This is a genomic window from Actinomadura rubrobrunea NBRC 15275 (assembly GCF_001552235.1).
Taxonomy (GTDB): domain Bacteria; phylum Actinomycetota; class Actinomycetes; order Streptosporangiales; family Streptosporangiaceae; genus Spirillospora; species Spirillospora viridilutea.
Map to the genome: position 1 here is coordinate 19,739 of NZ_BCQU01000032.1, position 20,728 is coordinate 40,466.

10 protein-coding genes, 1 other RNA gene and 1 CRISPR repeat array are annotated in these 20,728 nt (G+C 73.5%); of the genes, 9 read left to right on the plus strand and 2 right to left on the minus strand.

What is annotated here, in order from left to right; all coding sequences use genetic code 11:
• Nucleotides 1-51: 51 nt before the first annotated feature.
• Together AR3_RS12600 and ssrA are read left to right on the plus strand one after the other, a co-directional pair.
• Nucleotides 52-1,992 (plus strand): penicillin-binding transpeptidase domain-containing protein, encoded by a 1,941-nt coding sequence (locus AR3_RS12600; protein WP_227022933.1) that lies wholly within the window; start codon nucleotides 52-54, stop codon nucleotides 1,990-1,992.
• Between the two features lie 345 nt (nucleotides 1,993-2,337).
• Nucleotides 2,338-2,709, plus strand: a transfer-messenger RNA (tmRNA) gene (gene ssrA / locus AR3_RS12605).
• A 328-nt stretch (nucleotides 2,710-3,037) separates the two neighbouring features.
• A CRISPR array of direct repeats spans nucleotides 3,038-4,599; the repeat unit is 28 nt; unit sequence GTCGGCCCCGCGCACGCGGGGATGCTCC.
• A 209-nt stretch (nucleotides 4,600-4,808) separates the two neighbouring features.
• Here ssrA and AR3_RS12610 read toward each other — a convergent pair.
• Complete coding sequence (locus tag AR3_RS12610) at nucleotides 4,809-6,059, minus strand: MFS transporter (RefSeq protein ID WP_067913428.1); 1,251 nt, start codon at nucleotides 6,057-6,059, stop codon at nucleotides 4,809-4,811.
• A gap of 838 nt (nucleotides 6,060-6,897) precedes the next feature.
• Here AR3_RS12610 and AR3_RS12615 point away from each other — a divergent pair.
• Nucleotides 6,898-9,024 carry a WD40 repeat domain-containing serine/threonine protein kinase gene (locus AR3_RS12615; RefSeq protein WP_067913431.1) on the plus strand — a complete coding sequence of 709 codons (2,127 nt, stop codon included), beginning with the start codon at nucleotides 6,898-6,900 and terminating at the stop codon, nucleotides 9,022-9,024.
• A 10-nt stretch (nucleotides 9,025-9,034) separates the two neighbouring features.
• Here AR3_RS12615 and AR3_RS12620 read toward each other — a convergent pair whose 3' ends face one another.
• Nucleotides 9,035-10,063: a macro domain-containing protein gene (locus AR3_RS12620; RefSeq protein WP_067913433.1), complete on the minus strand. Its 1,029-nt coding sequence runs from the start codon at nucleotides 10,061-10,063 to the stop codon at nucleotides 9,035-9,037.
• 176 nt (nucleotides 10,064-10,239) lie between these two features.
• Here AR3_RS12620 and grpE point away from each other — a divergent pair, with 176 nt between their 5' ends.
• The 6 genes from grpE to AR3_RS12650 all read left to right on the plus strand — a co-directional run bounded on the left by grpE (nucleotide 10,240) and on the right by AR3_RS12650 (nucleotide 20,654).
• A complete protein-coding gene (gene grpE / locus AR3_RS12625; RefSeq protein WP_067913436.1) occupies nucleotides 10,240-10,890 on the plus strand; it encodes a nucleotide exchange factor GrpE in 651 nt (216 codons plus the stop codon).
• Between the two features lie 49 nt (nucleotides 10,891-10,939).
• On the plus strand, nucleotides 10,940-12,565 hold the full coding sequence (locus AR3_RS12630; protein ID WP_067913438.1) for an Hsp70 family protein: 1,626 nt from the start codon (nucleotides 10,940-10,942) through the stop codon (nucleotides 12,563-12,565).
• A 56-nt stretch (nucleotides 12,566-12,621) separates the two neighbouring features.
• Nucleotides 12,622-15,330 carry a SaeA-related protein gene (locus AR3_RS12635; protein ID WP_067913439.1) on the plus strand — a complete coding sequence of 903 codons (2,709 nt, stop codon included), beginning with the start codon at nucleotides 12,622-12,624 and terminating at the stop codon, nucleotides 15,328-15,330.
• Nucleotides 15,330-16,538, plus strand: a complete 1,209-nt coding sequence (locus AR3_RS12640; RefSeq protein WP_067913441.1) for a TRAFAC clade GTPase domain-containing protein — start codon at nucleotides 15,330-15,332, stop codon at nucleotides 16,536-16,538. The genes AR3_RS12635 and AR3_RS12640 overlap by 1 nt, the downstream gene beginning before the upstream one ends.
• Before the next feature lies 1 nt (nucleotide 16,539).
• Nucleotides 16,540-18,930, plus strand: coding sequence for a GTPase-associated protein 1-related protein (locus tag AR3_RS12645; RefSeq protein WP_067913448.1), 2,391 nt, complete (start codon nucleotides 16,540-16,542; stop codon nucleotides 18,928-18,930).
• A 65-nt stretch (nucleotides 18,931-18,995) separates the two neighbouring features.
• On the plus strand, nucleotides 18,996-20,654 hold the full coding sequence (locus AR3_RS12650) for a TRAFAC clade GTPase domain-containing protein (RefSeq protein ID WP_067913457.1): 1,659 nt from the start codon (nucleotides 18,996-18,998) through the stop codon (nucleotides 20,652-20,654).
• Nucleotides 20,655-20,728 lie beyond the last annotated feature (74 nt).

Sequence of the window (20,728 nt, forward strand, 5' to 3'; positions counted from 1 at the left end):
GGACGGCGTTTCCGCGCGCGCGGCAGGCGATGGGGCCGGCGGGGTCCCGGGATGTCCAGGCCGCGCCGGGTGGTCTCGGTGGCGGGCTGCGGCCTGCTGGTCGCGAGCATGACGTCGGGGTGCTTCGCCGAGCCGTCCGCCATGCCCACGGTGCGGGACTTCCTGATCGCCTGGGAGGTCGGCAACTACGAGGCCGCGGCGAGCAAGACGATCGGCGCGGACCGCAAGGCGGTGGCCGAGCAGCTCGGCTCGCTGCGGCGGCAGCTGGACGCGGCGTCCCTGCGGCTCGGCCTCGGTCTGCCGGTGCCGCCCGGCGGCACGCCCGCCAAGGCGATCACCAAGAACGGCGACAACGCGGTCGCCCGGTTCGCGGTGAAGATCGACTTGGGGGAGAACGGCCAGCCGTGGACCTACGAGGGCCGGATGCGGCTGCGCCGGGTGGACGGCGACTGGAAGGTGATCTGGGACCCGTCGATCATCCATCCGCGGCTGCGGGACGGCATGCGGCTGGCGGTGCTGACCGAGGTGTCGCCGCGCGCCCCGATCTACGACGCCGACGACCGGCGCATGCTGCGCAAGGTCCGGACCGACATCGTCGGCGTGTACCCCGGGCAGCTGCGCGACCCGGAGAAGATGCTCGAGCAGCTCACCCGCGTCACCAAGATCGACGGCGGGCGCAAGCTGGACACCGAGCGGCTGGTCGGACGGGTCAACTCGGCGCCGCCGGAGCGGTTCCTGCCGCTGCTGACGCTGCGGCACCCGCAGGGCGTGGCGATCGCGCAGCGGATGCCGCAGGGCGCCGGGCTGCGCGTGCAGACGGTCTGGGCGCCGATCGCCTCCGCCGCCGCGCCCGAGCTGGTCGGCGAGCTCGGCCCGGCCACCGCCGACCGGCTGCAGCAGGTCGGGGCGCCCTACCAGCCGGGGGACACCATCGGCGTCAGCGGCATCCAGCTGCTGCTGCAGCGGCGGCTGGCCGGCACGCCCACCGTCCGGGTGGTCGCGCAGGACCCGTCCGGCCGGAACGTCCAGGAGCTGCGCTCGTGGGTCGGCCAGGAGCCGCAGCCCGTCCGCACCACCCTCGACGCGGCGTTCCAGCGCAGCGCGGACCGGACGCTGGCCAGGGTGCCGGCGCCGGCGTCCATGGTGGCCCTGCGGCCCAGCACGGGCGAGGTGCTGGCCGTGGCGAACAACAAGCTGACGGGCGGCCGCAACCTGGCGATGGAGGGCAGCTACCCGCCCGGGCTGACGTTCGGGATCGTCTCGGCCGAGGCGCTGCTGCAGCGCGGCCTGACCAAGAACACGCCCACCGACTGCCCCGCCTCCGCCACCGTCGGCGGCCAGACGTTCACCAACCCCGGCGGCAAGGCCGGCGGCAAGCGGCCCCTGCAGAAGAACTTCGCCTACTCCTGCGCCACCACCCTGGCCCAGCTCAGCACCCGGCTGGACGCGGCGACGCTGCTGGCCGAGGCGGGCCGGTTCGGGCTCGGCAAGGACTGGGGGCTGACCGTGCCGGCGTTCACCGGAACGGTCCCGAGCCCCCGCAACGACGCCGAGAAGGCCGCCGTCGCGATCGGGCAGGGCGGGGTGCGGGTCAGCCCGCTGGCCATGGCCCTGGTCGCCGGAGCGGTGGAGACGGGCACCTGGCGGCCCCCGTACCTGCTGCGCGAGCCGCAGGACCCCACGATGGCCGCCCCGCAGACCCTGCCGCCCGTCGCCACGTCCGACCTGAAGGACCTGGTGCGGCGCTCGGTGTTCGAGGGCACCGCCCGGGCCGCCAACGTGCCCGGCGGCGGCAAGGTGACGGGCGTGGCCGCCACGGTCACGTACAAGGAGAACGGCCGTGACAAGGTCGTCTCGTGGTTCGTGGGCTCGCGCGCCGACACCGCCTTCGCGATCGCCGTGGAGGGCCAGTACAACGCCGCCCAGCTCGCCGCCACGTTCCTGCGGGGCGGCATCCCGTCGACGCCCGTGGGCGGCGCCGCGGCCCGCTGATCGCCGGGCCGCGGGCCCGTGTTACGGCCTCGCGGATGGTCGTTGCAGCTTTGTTATCTCTTTACTCTGGGGGCGCAACCATCCGGGGGCTCCCGCTCGTCTTTATGGGTGACTGAGGAACCGCTTGGGGGGTTGCGGACTCAGTCGCCGTGATGAGACCAGAGCCTCGTCTCGGGGGAGGCTCTGCTGTCCGGACCGGCCCGACCCTGCCGGTCGGCCCCGGTGGGCGAGCGGTTCTCGCCGCCCACCGGGGCATCACACTGTCTGGGGGGATTTTCCGTGGCGCCGTCCGCGTTATCCTTGTAGCGTCATCGTCGGGACGTGTCCCGGTTGACAACTGAACATGGGGGTGACCGGTTTCGACTTCGGCTGGTCGAGACAGGGGAAGCGGGCCGAGGGTTGCGGTCGTGACCTCGTAAATCCCGTGACCGCGAACCAATAACTGCCAACCAGAAGCAGTCCGAGTTCGCCCTCGCCGCCTGAGCGAGGAGCGACTCTGTCGGCCCGGGAGCGTCTCCGACCCGGGATCCGGCATCATGAGGAGACTCCACCTGCGCGCCCGGTCGCGGGGTGCGTAGGGACAGCGCACAGCGACTGAGCCCGTCGGCGACTTGCCTGCGAGAGCGCCGGGGCCGAGAAACCGCCTAGCAGGCTGCGCCCGGAGAAGCCCTGGCTCATCACCGAAGGACGCGGGTTCGATTCCCGCCACCTCCACAACTCCACAAGCCGCTGGCCAGACACGCTCTGGCCAGCGGCTTTTTGCTATCCACCCACCTCCCGCCGGCCGAGCACCTCATCCGTTCGGGCAGACACGACAGCGTCGGTCCGCGATCGCGCCTGTGGTGACGGCGGTGTGCGCCGACCGGCCCGTGGACGGTAGCCACGGTTCGCCGCGGTGCAACTGCTGGCCAGGCTGGTGCGCCACCTGCGTGTGTCGTGCAGCCTAAGGTCGCCGACGGGTGAAAGGCCGACCGGCCGCCAGAGTCTACGAATCCAACTGAATGAAATCCCGACTCCGCCGTCATAGACTCGCAGGTCAGCAAGTGTCGGCCCCGCGCACGCGGGGATGCTCCACAACGACACCGGCTTTTATGCGCAGGGTCCTCGTCGGCCCCGCGCACGCGGGGATGCTTCGATCATCGGGTCGGGCGTGACCGAGGATGAGGTGTCGGCCCCGCGCACGCGGGGATGCTCCCTCGCCGAAATGCAGGCGACCGCCCATGCGCTGGGGAGCAAGTGTCGGCCCCGCGCACGCGGGGATGCTCCCTGGTGGGACCCGACCTCCGGCATCGTTGTCACGTCGGCCCCGCGCACGCGGGGATGCTCCGCGGGCTGTGTGCATCAACGTCACTGAGCCTGCGTCGGCCCCGCGCACGCGGGGATGCTCCCCGGCATCACCGGTTCGGCCTAGCGTCTGCCGCGTCGGCCCCGCGCACGCGGGGATGCTCCGAGGGCGAGATACCCGAGGACCCGCTGCTCGGGGTCGGCCCCGCGCACGCGGGGATGCTCCCCGTTCTGCGTACGGTTCTCGGTGCCGCGTTCCGTCGGCCCCGCGCACGCGGGGATGCTCCCTTCGTCATGTCGATCGCGTCCCCGATGTCCGGGTCGGCCCCGCGCACGCGGGGATGCTCCGCTCCCTGACTACCGGGCCCTATCCGCTGAGTAGTCGGCCCCGCGCACGCGGGGATGCTCCTCGATCACTGTCGGGCGTCTCGGGATCGTGCCGGTCGGCCCCGCGCACGCGGGGATGCTCCCTTGCGCCATCATCTGTCCCATGGCTACTGCCGGTCGGCCCCGCGCACGCGGGGATGCTCCCGCCGCAGAGCCCTCATCGTCGGCGCCAGCGGTGTCGGCCCCGCGCACGCGGGGATGCTCCCGACTCCTCTGTGTCCTCTCGGAAATGGGGATCGTCGGCCCCGCGCACGCGGGGATGCTCCTCTCGTTGCGGAGAGTAGCGCGAATTTCAAATTGTCGGCCCCGCGCACGCGGGGATGCTCCGCTGCTGATCTACTGCCGGGCGGGGTGCGAGCGGTCGGCCCCGCGCACGCGGGGATGCTCCACAGCGAAAGCGCCCCGCCCACCGATGTCACGGTCGGCCCCGCGCACGCGGGGATGCTCCGAGCATCGGCGGCGCCTGGAACATCCTGGGCGAGTCGGTCCCGCGCACGCGGGGATGCTCCCGCCTGCGCGGCCTCGCGGGTGGACGTCTCCACGTCGGCCCCGCGCACGCGGGGATGCTCCCAGCATCGAGAGCACTGTCAGGGCGATGACTGCGTCGGCCCCGCGCACGCGGGGATGCTCCCTGACGAGCGGAGCCGAGGCGCTCCGGCGACATGTCGGCCCCGCGCACGCGGGGATGCTCCTCCTGCCGGGCCTTGCCGGGCGCCGGTAAAGCTGTCGGCCCCGCGCACGCGGGGATGCTCCCACCTCGGCGGGCCGGCCGCCGCTCGGTGACACGTCGGCCCCGCGCACGTGGGGATGGTCCTGACCGCCCACGCCGCCGTGAACGCGGTCTTGAGTCGGCCCCGCGCACGCGGGGATGGTCCGCGGCGTCGCTTCGCGATGGCCCTTCGGGCCACGTCGGCCCCGCGCCCGCGGGGATGGTTCGCTGCCACCGAGTCAACGTACGGCGCTTACGGTGTCGGCCCCGTGCACGCGGGATGATCACCGGGCGTAGACCGCCGCGACGAACCGGTCTTGGTCGACTTCGCGCATGCGGAGTTCTCCTTGCATGTGGCGAATGTGTGGAGGCGAACTTGTGGCGGGGGAGAGTGCCCCCCGTCGGTGTGGGGGACGGCCGGGGTGTGTGATTGCGGTTAGGAGCGGGCGGTCGCCGGGGTGGGGTGGGGTTCTGTGGCTGTGTCGTCGGAGCGGATCACCGTGAGGGAGATCGCTGCCGCGCCGAGGGCGCCGATGATGGCGAACGCGTAGAAGCCCCAGGGGTAGGCGAGACCTGCCGACAGCAGGGAGCCGCCGAGCAGCGGGCCGCAGATCGCGCCGATGCGTCCGACGCCGGCCACGGCGCCCAGGCCGGTCGCGCGGCTCGCCACCGGGTAGGCGCGGCCGACGGCGGCGTAGACCAGCACCTGCGCGCTGAACACGAAGCAGCCCGCCAGGAAGACCGCCGCGTACAGGCCGACGCTCGGCAGCTTGACGCTGAGCAGCGCCAGGAACACCGCCGCGGCGCCGAACCAGGCGATCGTGGCCGGCCGGACGCCCCTGCGGTCGGCCACATATCCGGCAAGGAGCAGACCGGCGACGGCGCCGACGTTGAGGGTGAGCAGCAGACCCAGCGCGGCGCCGAGCGGGTAGCCGGCCTGCCGCATGATTTCCGGCAGCCAGGTGTTCAGGCCGTACACCAGCAGCAGCCCCATGAAGGAGGCCACCCAGAACGCGAGTGTTGTGCGCAGCAGGCCGCCCTTGAACAGGGCTCCCACCGTGACGCCGGTGGTCGCCTTTGCCGCACCAGACGTGCGGGCCGCCAGGAACGAGGTGGACTCGGGCAGGTACCGCACCATGAGCGGCACCAGCACCAGCGAGGGCAGGGCGCCGACCACGAACATGGTGCGCCAGCCCAGCGACGGGATGACCGCTATGCCCAGCAGTGCGGTGAGAACGGCTCCGACGTGGTAGCCGGTCATGATCGTCGTGGTGGCGCTGCTGCTGCGGCCGCGCCGGGCATGCTCGCCGACCAGCGTGATCGCGGTGGGCAGGCAGCCGCCCAGCCCGAGACCGGCCAGGAAGCGCAGCAGGCCGAACACCGCGGCCGACGGCGCGGCCGCGCACAGGCCGGTGAACACCGAGAAAGCGATCACGGAGGCGATCAGTGCCTTGCGGCGACCGACGATGTCGGTGATGGCACCGATCGCCAGCGCGCCGATCGTCATGCCGACCAGGCCCACCGTGGACACCGCCGACGCGGTGCCCGGTGTCAGGTCCCAGACGTGCTCGCGCAGCAGCACGGGCAGGACGGTGCCGAGCACCACCAGGTCGAAGCCGTCCAGGAGCACGGCTGCCCAACAGAGCGGCAGCGCCCACGAACGAGCGGGGTGGGACGGGGACGCCATGCACGACCTCCTGTGAACTGCCTCATGAAATGGGGTGGCGTCCATGCTCTCCGCAGGTCAGCGTGCTGCCGCGGATCGCCTTCCGGTGAATGGAAGGGACTTCGTAACGATCAGTGAGGGCGCGGTCGCCCGGCTCGGCAGCCCGGCATGGCGGCGAGGGAGGGCGAAGCGTCGCGGTGACGTCGGTCGCGGGTCTCTCGTGCAACCGTCCATCAAGGGACGCGGTGGCGAGTCCTGCCTGGTGCTGCCGGTCTCTAGGTCGTGCGCGACGTCCACGAGCATCTGCGCGGGGCGATGTCGAGGAAGTCTGCGGCGAGGATGGCCTCCAGGATTGAGCTGGCGCGGCGCCATGCGGTTGAACGTGAGCAGCGTGAACCCTCAGCTGGAGAGAGCGACTGGCGCAGAGCCCGCCGTGACTTTCGCCGCCTCTTCACCGCGTCGGTCCAGACGGGCAGAGTGTGCTAGGCAGGACCCGGTGGTGCCGACCTCTCGATGCGCTGTCGTTCGTCCAGTCGCGTTTGTTTCGGTGACGAACTGCATGGATGGCAGGGGCGCTCTCATTGGTCGGTGAAAGCGTCAGATTCAGTGGGTGTTCTGACGAACCATTGCAGTTCGGTGATCGGGCGATCATAACGGAAATGGTGCAGGTCACCACTGGATTGGGTCTCTCCTTTCGGAGGGTGATTGCTTCTTCGTCGCCGGTGCCGTGTAGAACATGTGCGACGGGGGCGTGATGGCATGAATGCACGGCCGCGTTGTGTTTGCGGAACGTCGGCGGCCGATGGTGTGATTTATCCCGCCCGGCGACGGGGGCGGTTTGCCAGGGAGGGACACGGGCGTGGAATCCGGATCGGTGCTCGCCGGCAGGTATCGGCTCACCAAGCGGCTCGGCCGGGGCGGCATGGGAGAGGTGTGGGCCGCCGAGGACACGCAGCTGCGGCGGCGGGTCGCGGTGAAGATCGTCCTGGCGGCGATGTCCGACTCGTCCGCGGTGGTCGCGCGGCTGCGGAGGGAGGCCGAGAACGCCGCGCAGCTGCAGCACCCGGGGATCACCGTCGTGCACGACATCGGGGAGCACGACGGCCACCCGTTCTTCGTGATGGAGCTGCTGGACGGCACCGATTTCACCGAGATGCTGGCTCGCAACCCCCGCGGCCTGCCGGTCGACCGGGTTCTGGAGACGGGCGCCGCGGTGGCGGACGCGCTGGCCTACGCGCACCGCAGGGGCGTGGTGCACCGCGACATCAAGCCGGCCAATCTGATGGAGCTCGCCGAGGGCGGCGTGAAGATCTGCGACTTCGGGATCTCGCGGTCGGTCGACGCCACCGGGCAGCTCACCGCCACCGGCGGGATGCTGGGCACGCCCGCCTACATGGCGCCCGAGCAGTACGAGGGGCGGCCCGCGGACGCCCGCACCGACCTGTACGCCTTCGGCTGTACCCTGTACGCGTTGTTGACCGGCGACGCGCCGTTCGACGGTGAGACGGTGCCCGCGCTGATGCGGCAGCACCTGACCGTCGCACCGGTGCCGCCGTCGCGGCACCGACCCGACATCCCGCCGGAGCTGGACCGGCTCGTCCTGTGGCTGCTCGCCAAGAACCCGGCCGACCGGCCCGGCTCGGCCGAGGAGGTGGCCGAGCGGCTGCGGGCCCTGGCCTCCGGCCGTCCCGTGCCGCCCGTACAGCACCCGTCCTCGCCTCCGAGCCCGAACGCGGCTCCGGTGCCCCCGCCGGTGAATCCGGCCCCCGCCGCCCCGTACCCGGGTGCGCCGCAGCCCGTCCAACCCGCCCCCGGCGTGCAGACACCGCAGCCGTGGCCGGTGGGCGCCGTCCCCGCCTCCAGCGTCCCGCCGGGCGTGGGTGCCGCACCTGCCCCGAACGTCCCCCCGGCGGCGGGAGCCGTGCCCGCGGCGGGCGTCGGACCGATGACCCCGCCGGCGGCCGGGGTGCCGCAGGGCGGCTCTCCGCCGCCCACGAAGACGGGGCGCCGCGCGTTCCTGATCAGCGGGGTCGTCCTGCTCGGTGCGGCCGCGGGAGGCGGTTGGTGGGCGGCGAACATGCTGACCTCCGAGGAGCCCGAGAACGTCACTCTCAAGGGGCACACCGACAACGTGCTCGCGGTGGCGTTCAGCCCCGACGGCAGGACCGTGGCCTCAGGCGGCCAGGACGGTACCGTGCGGCTCTGGGACGTCCACGGCGAGCGCGCGGTCGCCGTCCTGGACGACTACGGAAAAGAGATCGACGCGGTGGCCTACAGTCCGGACGGCCGGATCCTCGCCGGCGCCGGGATGGGCGACGGCGTGCAGCTGTGGGACGCCAGGACCAGGCGCGCCCTCGCCGTCCTCAAGGACGAGGGCACCAGGATCGCGTCCCTGGCGTTCAGCCCGAACGGCAAGATCCTGGCCGTCGCCGACAGCGGCGGGCCCTCCATGCGGCTGTGGGACATGACCACTCGACGCGTGCGCGCCGAGCTGAGGGGCCTGGCCTACAACGCCGAGTCGGTCGCGTTCAGCCCGAACGGCAAGATCCTGGCGATCGGCAGCAACCAGCACCCGGTGACGCTGTGGGACGTGGCGTCCGCGCGCGAGATCGCGAACCTCGGCGGCCACGATGACGGCACCTTCGCGGTGGCGTTCAGCCCGGACGGCAAGACCGTGGCGTCCGGCGGAGGCGACAACAAGGTGCGGCTGTGGAGCGTGGCGACCAAGCGCATGATCGGCACGTTCGACAACGCCGCCAACTGGATCAAGTCGCTCGCCTACAGTCCGGACGGCAAGTACCTGGCCGCGGGCGACGCCGACGGCACGACCTGGGTGTGGGACCTGGCCACCAACCGGCCCACCGCCTACAAGGTCCGCGTCATGACGGTCGAGTCGCTCGCGTTCAGCCCGGACGGCAGGACCTTGGCCACCGGCCATGTCGACCACACGGTGCGGCTGTGGCAGGTCGGCTCCGGCACCGAGTGACATCGATGCGCTAGGTCGACCGGGTGAAGTGCTCGATGATCGCTTCGGCGTCGCGGGGCGTGTGGGTGATGAGGTGGAGGTCCCAGCGGGACGCGGCGGCGCGTTCGCGGTCGATGGCCGACCACAGCCAGCGCAGGCTCTCGGCCGGGTCCAGGCCGCCGCGGCCGGCGCCGAACAGCGGGAAGGCGATCGACCGCAGTTTCTCCCGTTCGGCCAGGCGGAAGACGTTGTGGACGGCGCGGGACATGGCCTCCGGGGAGAACTCGTAGCCGTCGCCGTCGGGGCGGGGGACGGCCACCGCGGCGTGGTAGACGCGGCGGACTCCGGCCTCGCGCAGCCGCCCCGGGTCGGTCGCCGCGACCGTGCCGGGGGCGACGGGAAGGCCGAGGCGTCCGTGGGTCTGCTTCCAGCGGGTGAGCTCCGCCTGGATGACGTCGTTGAGAAGTTCGCCGCTTTCGCCGTATTCGGCGCAGGCGCGGCGGAGGGCGGCCGACAGCGAGTTCCGGAAGATTTTGGACGCTTCCAAATAGATGTTTTCTGAGGACACTATTACGTCGACGCCCTGGATCATCTCCACCGGCATGTAGTTCAGCGTGACCGGGCCGAGAGGCAGCACGGCGGGGCTGCGGGGAACGCGGGCGTGGCGCGAAACCCGGGACGGCAGGCACAGCCGCAAAATCGCCTCGGCCGTCTCGTCCACGACGACCTGTTCGTGGTGCTTGCGGAAGCGCTCGGTGCTGACCCCGTAGATCTGCGCGGCCTTCCTGCGGCGTTCGCCGATCGGCCAGTCGCGGGTGCCGTCCGCGAGCCCGAAGGTGTAGGCGGCCGCGGCGGCGAGGTTTCCGCCCAGGTCGGCCACGGCGCGGCGCAGGACCTCCTCGATCGCCGCGGGCCGGTAGGCGTCGGCCGAGGCGTCCAGGCCGCACAGCTGGGCGGCGGCCTGCAGCGCGCCGAGCCGGCTGTCGCGCAGCCGGGTCAGCCCCCGTTCGCGCAGAGTCCTGAGGTCGGCGGCGAGTTCGTCGTGGCGTGGGGGCTGCATGGCTGCGATGGGCGGAACGTGGTCGGCTTTGGGGCGGATCCTGGTCGGTGGCTGGAATTTCCGGAAGAAAAAGACGCCTTTGCTGTTGGATGTGAGACTGACTACCGACATCGACTGTAACGGGGGCCGCCTCGCAGCGCGGTAACCGTGTAGGCGCTACTGGGAGGAAGGGCTCCATGGCCGTCGACGAGTCGGAAACCTCCGAACGGGACGAGGAGCGCGCGCAGTCGGCGGCACCGGCCGAAACCGACGCCGCGCCGCCAGGGGTCTCGCCGACCGAGCTGGCCGAGCGGCTGGCGGCGATCGAGAGCGCGGTCGCGGAGTTCCACCGCAGGTCGGCGCACCGCGAGTCGGTCATCGACCGGCTGCACGAGGAGAACCAGCGGCTGCGCGGGGGCCTGTACCGCACCATCCTCGACCCGGTCGTGACCGACCTGATGCGCATGTACGACGCCCTGCGGCGGGAGGCCGACCGGCTGACCGAGGAGGGGGACCCGGCGGTCGGGCGGCTGCTGGAGAGCTTCGCCGACGACACGCTGCTGATGCTGGAGCGCTGCGGGCTGGAGGAGTTCACCGCGCAGCCCGGCGACCCTTTCGAGGTGGGCCGGCACGCCGCGGCGGCGGTGGTGCCGGTGGACGACGAGGCGCTGGACAACACGGTGGCCGAGGTCGTGGCGACCGGTTTCGTCGAGCGGGAGACGGGGCGGGTGCGCCGTCCCGTGCGGGCCCGTTTCCACCGCTTCACGCCCGCCGAGCCGACGGCCTCCGAGAGCGACGGCGCCGGCGGCGGGACGTCGGACGCGGACGCGGTCGCGGACGCGTCCTGACGGCGGCGCCCGACAGCGTTACCCGGACGGAACGAGGGGACCACCGCACATGCCAACCTTCGGTATCGATCTCGGTACCACCTATTCGTGCATCGCGTACGTCGACGAGACCGGCCGGCCCGTCGTCGCCAAGAACGCCCTCGGGCAGGACACCACTCCGTCGGTGGTGTACTTCGAGACCCCCGACAACGTGGTGGTCGGGCAGGACGCCAAGAACTCGGCCAAGCTGTTCCCCGACCAGGTCGTCTCGCTGATCAAGCGGCAGATGGGGCAGCAGTTCGAGCTGACCTTCCACGGCACGACGCACACCCCCGAGTCGATCTCCGCGCTGATCCTCAAGGAGCTGGCGCGCGCCGCCGCCGAGCACACCCACGAGGAGGTGCGCGACGTCGTCATCACCGTGCCCGCCTACTTCGGCGTGGCCGAGCGGGAGGCCACCCGCAACGCGGGGAGGATCGCCGGGCTCAACGTGCTCAACCTGATCCCCGAGCCGGTGGCCGCGGCGCTGCACTACGACGCGCTGTCCCGCGAGGGGGAGTCCACGATCCTGGTGTACGACCTGGGCGGCGGCACGTTCGACACGACGGTCATCCGCCTGGAGGGCGACGACGTGCGGGTCGTGTGCACCGACGGGGACCACCGGCTCGGCGGCGCGGACTGGGACGAGCGGATCTCCGACCACCTGCTGGAGGCGTTCCTGGCGGAGAACCCCGGCTCGTCGGCGGCCGACAGCGAGGACTTCCTGCAGGAGCTCGCCATCGCCGCCGAGGACCTGAAGAAGGGGCTCAGCTCGACGGTGTCGAGGCGGTACAACATGCGCTTCGACGGCGGCACGGCCCGGGTGGAGCTGACCCGCGAGACGTTCGAACGCCTCACCGAGGACCTGCTCGGCCGCACCTTCGAGATCACCAGGCGCACCATCGAGGCCGCCGCCGCGCAGGGCATCGACCGCTTCGACGACGTGCTGCTGGTCGGCGGCGCGGTGCGCATGCCCGCGGTGGCCGAGGGCCTGCGCGAGCGTTTCGGGTTCGAGCCGAAGCTGCACGACCCGGACCTGGCGGTGGCCAAGGGCGCCGCCCGGTACGCGGAGATCGAGGCCGTGAAGGTGCGGCTGCCCGGGGACGGCGACGGCGCGGCGGCGTCCGGTCCCGAGGCCGAGCGGGTGGTGGCGGAGGCCGCCGAGCAGCTCGGGATGGAGCCGGAGAAGGTCCGCATGCTGGCGGGCCGGCGGGTGACCACGGTGGTGCCCCGCGCGTTCGGCGTCAAGACGGTCGATTTCGCCGACGACGGCAGCGAGGTGTTCTCGGTGAGCCACGTGCTCAAGGCCAACACCCCGCTGCCCGCGGAGCCGGGGCCGGAGCGGTTCGCCACCGCCTACGAGAACCAGACCGAGATCAAGGTGGAGATCTGGGAGCAGGCCGGGGCGGTGGAGTCGGAGGACCTGGCGGACAACGCGAAGATCGGCGAGGGGGTCATCACCGGCCTGCCGCCGCTGCGCAAGGGGTCCCCCATCGACATCACCTTCGCCATGGACGAGCTCGGCACGCTCAAGGTGCACGCCGTCGAGCTGCAGACGGGCAAGGACCTGAACATCGAGGTGCGCATCCAGGGATTGTCGGAGCAGCAGGTCGACCAGGCGAAGCAGGCCGTGGCGCGGTACTCGGTCTCGGAGTGACCGCGCCCGCCGACGACGGCCGGCCGCCGGCCCGCGGATGACGGACGAGGGACGCCGTGTTCGACAAGGACGCCTATCGGCGCGCGGTGCTCGACCCGGCCCGCGCGCTGGGCAACACGCCGCCGCCGGACCTTCTGGTCCGCTACGGGCTGCGCGGGTCGCCGCGTCCGGGGCCCGCGGAGCTGGACGAGCACCTGGCGCAGGTCGTCGCGTACTGGCGGACCCTCAAGCAGCAGAAGCGGACCTACGCCAAGCTCGTCGACGCCCTGCTGGCCGGGCACAGCGAGCTGGCGAGGGCCGGTCTGCTCACCTGGGAGGGGCTGAACGAGGAGACGCGGCGGCGGGTGGCCGCGGCCGAGGACCGCCTGGCCGAGACGGTCCGCGGGCTGGCCACGACGACCTCGCTGATCAGCCGCGCCGCGTTCGACCACCTGGTGGCCGACACCGGCGGCGCCTGCTCCGAGGCCCGGGTCCGCAAGGTGCTGGCCGACCACGGCGTCGGCGTCGCCGAACGGTCCTGGGAGCTGCCGGACGCCGGCCCGCTGCCGGCGTACCGCACGCTGCGCGACGCCCTCGGGAAGCTCGGCCTGCGGCTGTCGGCCGAGGCGGTGGTGGGGGCGGACGCCGTCCGGCGGGGCTTTCGCCTGCGCGACGGGTTCCGCCTGACGACCGCGTCGGCGGCCGGCCCCGCCGGGCCGCTGACCGAGGACATGATCGCCGCGGCGATCCGGCGGTCGGCGGGGCGGGCGCGCGACGAGGGCAAGGCCGCGACCGACGGCGTGCTGTCCGTGCTGGCCGAGGCGGCGCGCGAGCCGGGACGGCTGGACGCGCTGCTGCTGTGGGAGGTCATGGAGATCCTGCGGCCGCAGGCGGAGGCGGGGCTGCCCGCCAAGGTGCTCGCGGCGCGGGCCGCCGAGCTCGGGCTGGTCCGCGAGGAGGCCGACGAGCTGGCGCTGGCGATGCTGGACCGCGGCGGCCGTCCGGCCGGTGCGGCGGGACGCGTCCGGGAGGCGCTCCAGGACGGGCGGCTGCGCGCCGCCGAGCGCCTGCTGTCCGCGCTGCCCGCCGAGGAGGAGCGGGATCTGCGCGCCGAGGTGGAGGAGAAGGCGCGGCAGGTGGCGGCGTGGACCGAGCAGGCCGCCCGGGAGCGGGCGGCCGGGCGGACGGAGGCCGCCGCCGAGCTGCTGGACCGGGCGTCGCGCGTCGCCGCCGACGACGACGCGATCGCCGACCGGCTGCGTGCGCTGCCGCCGCCCCCGCCCGGCGACGTGCGCGTCGGCGTGCAGGACGGCCGCGTGTCGGTGGCGTGGACGCCCGGCGCGGTGCGCGTCGGGCCGGTGCGGTACCGGGTGGTGCGGACCGTCGGGGCGCCCGCGGGCGGGGCCTCGGCAGGCGCGGCGATCGGGGAGACCGACGCCAACGAGCTGGTCGACCGCGATCCGCCGCCCGCCGAGGAGCTGTACTACAGCGTGTTCGCCGGCCGGGCGGAAGGCGTCTGGTCGGCGCCTGCCGCGGGCCGCCCGGTGACGGTCCTGCCGGAGGTCGGCGACGTGTCCGTCCGGGCGGAGGAGCGGCAGGTGGCGGTGACGTGGCGGTTCCCCGCGGGCGCCGCCGAGGCCGTGGTGACGCGGCTGGACGAGGGCGCCGACCAGCGGGCGGAAGGGCGTCCGTCCCGGACGGTGCCCGCCGACCGGGGCGGATTCGCGGACACCGAGGTGACCCCCGGACGGCTCCACCGCTACCGCATCCGCGTGGCGTACGTGCGGTCCGACGGTTCCCGCAGGTTGTCGCGGGGCGTCGTCGTCACCGCGCTGCCCGAGGCGCCGCCGGAGCCGGTGCGGGACCTGGCGGTGGACCTCACCGAGGGGGACGGACCGCCGGTCGCCCGGATCACGTGGATCGCGCCGTCCCGCGGCCGCGTGGTGATCCGCACTTGTGACGAGAGACCGCCCTGGCCTCCCGGTACGCGCATCCCGCAGGAGGAGGCGGAGCGGTATGGGCGGGAGGTCCCCGGCGCGGCCGCGCGCGGCGCCGACGGACGCATGACGCTGACCACGCGCGTCGACACCGCGGCCCGCAGCCACTTCGTCGCGGTGAGTCTGGGCGCGGGCTTGGCGGTGGTGGGGGCCTCCGCCGCGTTGGCCTTGGTCGAGCCGGTGCGGGAGCTGACCGCCCGGCGGCAGGGCGACACGGTGGCGTTGAGCTGGATCTGGCCGTCCGACGCCCAGCTCGTGCGGGTGGCGTGGGCGCCGGTCGACGACGAGGCGGCCGGACCGGCCCCCGAGCCGGAGGACGCCGTGGAGATCAGGCGCCGGGCGTACGAGGACGACGGCTGCCGCCTGACGGTCGGGCCCGGCGCGGCGCGGGTGACCGTGCGCGCGGTGGTGCGCGACGGCGCCGACGAGCTGTGCTCCCGCCCGGTGACGGCGTTCGTCCCGGGGACCGGCCCGAAGGTCCGCTACGAGTTCCGCCGGCGCCGGCTGGCGCGGCGCGGCTCGCCGTCGGCCGTCCTCGTGCTCACCGCGGACCGGCCCTGCCGGATCCCGCCGCTGGTCGTCGTGCACCGCGCCGGCGACGTCCTGCCGCTGCGCCCCGAGCAGGGCGAGGTGATCCACAAGATTCCGGCCCGGGACCTCGACCCGGACGACCCGCTCGTCGTCCGGTTCAAGGTCCCGGCCACGCCGGGTCCGGCCCGGCTGGCGTGCTTCGCCGCGGCCGACGCCGCCGACGCGGTGACCCTGATCCGACTGCCCGGAGCCTGGTGATGCCGTCCTTCGCGTCGAACCTGATCTGCCCGTACTGCTACCAGCCGTTCCCGGCGCGCAAGGTGCTGTTCCGCTGCACCGGGCTGCTGGGGCCGAAGGGGGAGCGGTGCGCGCCGGCGCGCGACCCGGCGCTGTCGCGGCGGTTCGGGATGAACGAGCCGCTGCCGCCGGTGTTCGGCGGCCGCCTGCCCGTCGTCAACGCGCTGCGGACCGCCGCCCGCTGCCCGCGCTGCGGGGGCGAGTCGACGCTGCGGGTCTGCCCGCACTGCCACAGCCAGCTGCCGGTGCACTTCGGCCGGGTGGACAGCCGGCTGATCGCGCTGATCGGCGCCAAGGGCAGCGGCAAGACGGTCTACATGACCGTCCTGCTGCACGAGCTGATGCACTCGGTCGGCCGGCGCTTCGACGCCGCCGTGGTCGGCTCCGACGACCACACCCGCAGCGAGTTCTCCAAGAAGTACGAGGAGACCCTGTACCGGCGGAACGTCCTGCCCGGGACGACCCGGCCGGGGCAGGCCGAGCTGCGGCGCCCCCTGGTGTTCAAGGTCACCCTCGACGGCGGCCGGAGGCTGCTGCGCGCCCGCGACCGGCACACCATCACGTCCTTCTTCGACACCGCGGGCGAGGACCTGATCTCCCGCCGGAGCGTGGACCTCAACGTCCGGTACCTGCGCGCCGCGGACGGGATCATCCTGCTGCTCGACCCGCTGCAGATGCGCGGCGCGCGGGCGGGCGTGCGGCCGGGCACCCCGCTGCCCGAGCTGGACGAGCGGACCGACAGCCCGGTCAACGTGCTGACCCGGGTGACCGAGGTGCTGCACGAGGCGCACGGGCTGGGGCCGAGCCGGCGGATCGACGTGCCGGTCGCGGTGGCGTTCTCGAAGATCGACGCGTTGCGGCACGCCTTCCCGCCCGACAGCCCGCTGCTGCGCGACCCGCCCGAGGACCGGCCGGTGTTCGACCAGACCGACAGCCTGGCCGTGCACGACCACGTGCGGGCGCTGCTGCACGAGTGGGACGGCGCGCAGATCGACCAGATCATGCGCCGGAACTACGCGGCGTTCCGCTATTTCGGCCTGTCGTCGCTGGGCGGCAGCCCGACCGCGGACAACCGCGTCGACCCCCGCGGCATCCACCCCTACCGGGTGGCCGACCCGTTCCTGTGGCTGCTGAGCCGGTTCGGCGCCGTCCCGTCGACGAAGGGGTGACATGCAGTTCCAGCAGCTCTACTACACCTCGTGCCGATCGGGCCTGTCGGGCTACGCCGGCTACCAGTTCAACGCGGTGACCCCCGGGGTGTCCCCGGAGGTGATGAACGAGGTGGAGGCGCTCAGCTCGTACGAGCCGCCCGCCACGCTGGGCCATTCGCCGACGCCCGAGCAGATCGCGGCCTGCCCCGTCAACCTGTGCTTCGTGCCGGGGCCGCGGCCCATCGTGGCGAACGTCGCCTTCACCGGGACCGACTACTCCGGCCGGTTCGGCAACTACTTCGCGCACGCGCTCGTCCCCGCCGACGGCACGGTCTGGGAGGGGCCGCCGCCGATCCAACTATGGCGGGCGCCCCTGTGGACGCAGGAGACCGCGGCGCATCCGGACCTGCCGCCGCTGCGCGGACCGCTGCCCACGGGCCCCCTGGACCGCGGCGCCGTGGACGACTTCCTGGACCGGGCCGCGGGCCGGGCGCGGCTGCCCGCCCTCCTGGCGGCGGCCGAGCGCGCCGTCCTCGACCAGGAGCGGTCCGTGGTGATCTACGCACGCGACGCCGACGAGGTCGCGCGGTGGATCGCGGCGCTGTCGTTCCTGCTGCCGCCGCCGCTGGCCGCGCGGATGTCGTTCGCCACCTACCAGTTCCGGCCGTCCTACAGCCGGCACCACGTCATCGGCACCGTCCCGGGCGCCGAGATCGCCCTCGACGAGCGCTCCTTCGAGGCGTTCTACCTGTTCGACTTCGCCTCCGGGGGCGCGTCCGATGTGGAGGCCGGGCCGCCGGCGCAGCTGCTCGCCGCGACCGGCGCGGCGGCCGCCGAGCCGCTGTGGCGCACGGCGGCGCGGCTGGCGGCGGGCGACGAGCTCCGCCTCGCGGACTGGTACCCGCCGGTCGTCGCCGCGGCGCTGCTGGACGGGGGCCTGGGCATCGGGCCCGCGGACCTCGACGCGGTCTGCGCCTGGCTGAGCGAGCACGCGCCGCGCCTCGGCCGCGACGTCGTCGGCCGCGTCGGCGCCGCCGCCCTCGACCACGAGGCCGCCTCGCCCGCGCACCTGTCCCGGCTCGCCGACGCGGCGGCCGCGAGCGGCGTCGGCGAGCTGCTCGCCCTGGCGGAGAAGCGGCTGGTCGCCGACCAGCTGGCGGCGGCGCCGACGACGGCGCGGCAGGTGGCGACGCTGCGTTCGGCGGCGGCGCGCGACCTGGCGGCCCGCCGCTACACCGAACTGCTGGCCGACGCCGACGCGGACGCCGTCGTGCGGCTGCTGGGCATGGCCGAGGCCCACGGCGTGAGCCCCGATCCGCTCGTGCTGCACGACTGCGGCCTGCGGGTGGTCGGCCCCGAGCTGCTGAGCACCCCCACCGACACCGGTCTGCACGAAGCCGTACGGCAGTGGTCGGAGCTGCGGACGGGCGCGCTGGAGCATCTCGGCCGGTTCCCGGGCGATTCCCGCCTGTTCGCCTTGTTCGACGCGGGCTTCGAGCGGGCGGTCCCCGCGGACGAACTCGCCGGCATGCCGTCGCTTCTGCAGGCCCGGCTGGTCGCGCGCGCCCGGCGGCACCCCGAACGGCGCGTGGACACGGCGCTGGAGGTGCTGTCGATGCGCGGGCCGTCCGGCCGGATCGACAACGCGTTGCTGCTCGCGCTGTGGCCGGACGGATGGTCGTTCGACGACGCGCGGGCCCTCCTCGCGCGGCTTCCTGAGCGGTGCGCCGGCGACTCGGTGTTCGTGCCGTGGGTGGAGCGGCTGCCGCACGAGCGGCTGACCCCCGGCGACGCCGACGCCTACGGCGCCCTGTGCGACACCCTGGCCGAACTGCCCCTGGCCGCGATGCTGAAGACCGGACTGCGGGACCGCCTGAAGGCGATGACGACGATCCGCGAGGCCGAACGGCGGTTCGCCGAGGCGGTGCGGAAGCGGCGGGACGCGGAGAGCCTGGCCGCGGGCGAGGCGCTGCTGGCCGCGTACGACGCGCCCGTCGTCGAGCCGGCGCGGGACTACCTGCGCATCCGTCTGGCCGCGCTGCTGCCGACGCTGCCGCACGACCTGCGCGCCGCCCTGCTCGTGCGCGCTCCGGACGAGGTCGTCCGCGACCACCTCGCCCAGGTGGAGCGCGGGTTGGACGGCGACGAGGCGGCGGCCGTCGCGGTCGCCGGCGCGGCGTTCACCACCCTGTGCGCCGCGGCGCGCCGGAAGGACGGAAAGAAGGTCGCCGACGGCCTCCAGGCCGTCCTGCTGCACCGCCTGCCCGACTGGCGCAAACGCCGACTGAACGCGGTGGAGCGCGAGGTGCGCCGCAGGTCCGTCCGCATGGCCGAGGAGTTCAAACGCTGGCGGTCGCGGCACTGCCGCCCCCGCCGCGGCTGGCTCGCGGTCTGGTCGAAACCGCACTGACCGGTGCACCGCCGTCTTCGTTCGCCGTCTTCGTCCGTCGATGCCACGTCCGGGAGGGACTGAGAATGTCGGGTTACGCGGGGGGACCTCCGTACGGGGCGGGCGGCGGCTACCCGCCCCCGCCCTACGGCTACCGGACCAACCCGGTCCCTCCCGGCGAAGGGTTCGCGGTGGGCTGCGGCTGCCTCGTCCTCCTGGTCGCGGCGGTGCTGCTGTCCTGGCTCATCGTCCCGGCGATGGCCCTGACCGGCCTGGCAGCCGCCGGACACTGCCTGTACGCCTACCTGTCGCGGCTCGCCTCGGCGATGGGCATCGGACCGCGGGCCGCCCCCGCCGCCATACCCCCGCCGCCGGACCGGCCGTCCGGACGCGCCGAGCCCGCGTACACCCACTACCTGTTCGGTCCGGCCCTGGTCGACCTGCGCCACGCGGCGAAGACGGCCCTCCCCGCCCCGGCCGAGGTCGCCAGGGCCTACGACCTGTGGATCCGCCGCGCCTTCCAGGACCGCGAGCCGCCGTGGTTGATGGTGCCGATCGGCATCATGGTGTGGATCAGCATGGCGTTCGGCGTCATGGCCGGGGTCATGGCGGTGGGGATGCTGTGCGTCCTGCAGGTGACGGTCGTGCTGGCCCTGGCGATCACCGTGCTCGCGGCGGGGCAGGTGCTGCGCGTCGTCGACCGGGCCATGCGGCGCGTCAAGGGCATCCGGACCCGCTGCCAGTCCTGCCACCTGCCCGTCCCGTTCCCCTCCTTCGAATGCGCCGCGGAGGGGTGCGGCCGCCGCCACCGCGACGTGCGGCCGGGGCGCTACGGCATCCTCAAGCGCTGGTGCGGCTGCGGCGCCCGGCTGCCCACGCTGCTGATCATGAGCGGCGGCGCCGCGATGCGGGCGCGCTGCCCGCACTGCGGGGAGACGATGTCCAAGGGCGCGGGCACCATGCCCGAGATCGTGATCCCGGTGCTGGGCGCCGCCACCACGGGCAAGACCCGGCTGATGACGGCGCTGGTCATGGGCCTGCTGGAGGGGCCCGGGGGGCACGGCGCCACCACCGAGTTCGCCGACGAGGAGTCCGAGAACGCCTACCGGGGGCTGGCCGACAAGCTGCGCGCCGGCGTGCACACCTGGAAGACGATCAAGGCGCGGGACGCGCCGCTGCGCGCCTACTCGCTGCACCTGCGGCCGCCCACGGGCGGGCCCCGGCTGCTGCACGTGTTCGACGCGCCCGGCGAGCTCGTGGGCAAGTCCGAGCTGCTGCGGGAGCTGCGCTACATGCGGGCGGCGCGCACGTTCCTGTTCACCCTCGACCCGCTGTCCATCGACGCGGTCTGGGAGTCGCTGGACCCCGCGGAGCGGACCCGGTTCGCGCAGCTGCGCTCGGACGCGGCGCCGGACTTCGTGTTCGGTCAGATCGTGCAGAACATCGAGGGCCTCGGCGTGCAGACCGGGCGGGCCCGCCTGGCGGTGGCCCTCACCAAGGACGACCTGGTGCGCGCCTGCCCGGTGCTGGAGGACGTCGGCGACGGCAGCGACGAGATCCGCCGCTGGCTGGAGGGCCCGGCCGGGCTCGACGGCATGGTCCGCGCCATGCGCCGGTCCTTCGACGAGGTGCGGTTCTTCCGGACCTCGTCGTGGCTGACGGACGGCGAGATACCCGACAGCGTCCTGGACCTGTCCGGCTGGATCCTCGTCAAAGAGGGCCTGCGCGTCCACCACTCCGCATGACCGTGGAAGGAGCCCTCATGCAGCCCGACCCCTACCGCAGTTGGCGGCTCGGCATCTTCGCGGTGGTCTGCGGA

Coding starts and splice junctions, on each gene's coding strand:
- AR3_RS12600 (WP_227022933.1), top strand. CDS start 52: ATGTCCAGGCCGCGCCGGGTGGTCTCGGTGGCGGGCTGCGGCCTGCTG.
- AR3_RS12610 (WP_067913428.1), bottom strand. CDS start 6,059: ATGGCGTCCCCGTCCCACCCCGCTCGTTCGTGGGCGCTGCCGCTCTGT.
- AR3_RS12620 (WP_067913433.1), bottom strand. CDS start 10,063: ATGCAGCCCCCACGCCACGACGAACTCGCCGCCGACCTCAGGACTCTG.
- grpE (WP_067913436.1), top strand. CDS start 10,240: ATGGCCGTCGACGAGTCGGAAACCTCCGAACGGGACGAGGAGCGCGCG.
- AR3_RS12630 (WP_067913438.1), top strand. CDS start 10,940: ATGCCAACCTTCGGTATCGATCTCGGTACCACCTATTCGTGCATCGCG.
- AR3_RS12640 (WP_067913441.1), top strand. CDS start 15,330: ATGCCGTCCTTCGCGTCGAACCTGATCTGCCCGTACTGCTACCAGCCG.
- AR3_RS12645 (WP_067913448.1), top strand. CDS start 16,540: ATGCAGTTCCAGCAGCTCTACTACACCTCGTGCCGATCGGGCCTGTCG.
- AR3_RS12650 (WP_067913457.1), top strand. CDS start 18,996: ATGTCGGGTTACGCGGGGGGACCTCCGTACGGGGCGGGCGGCGGCTAC.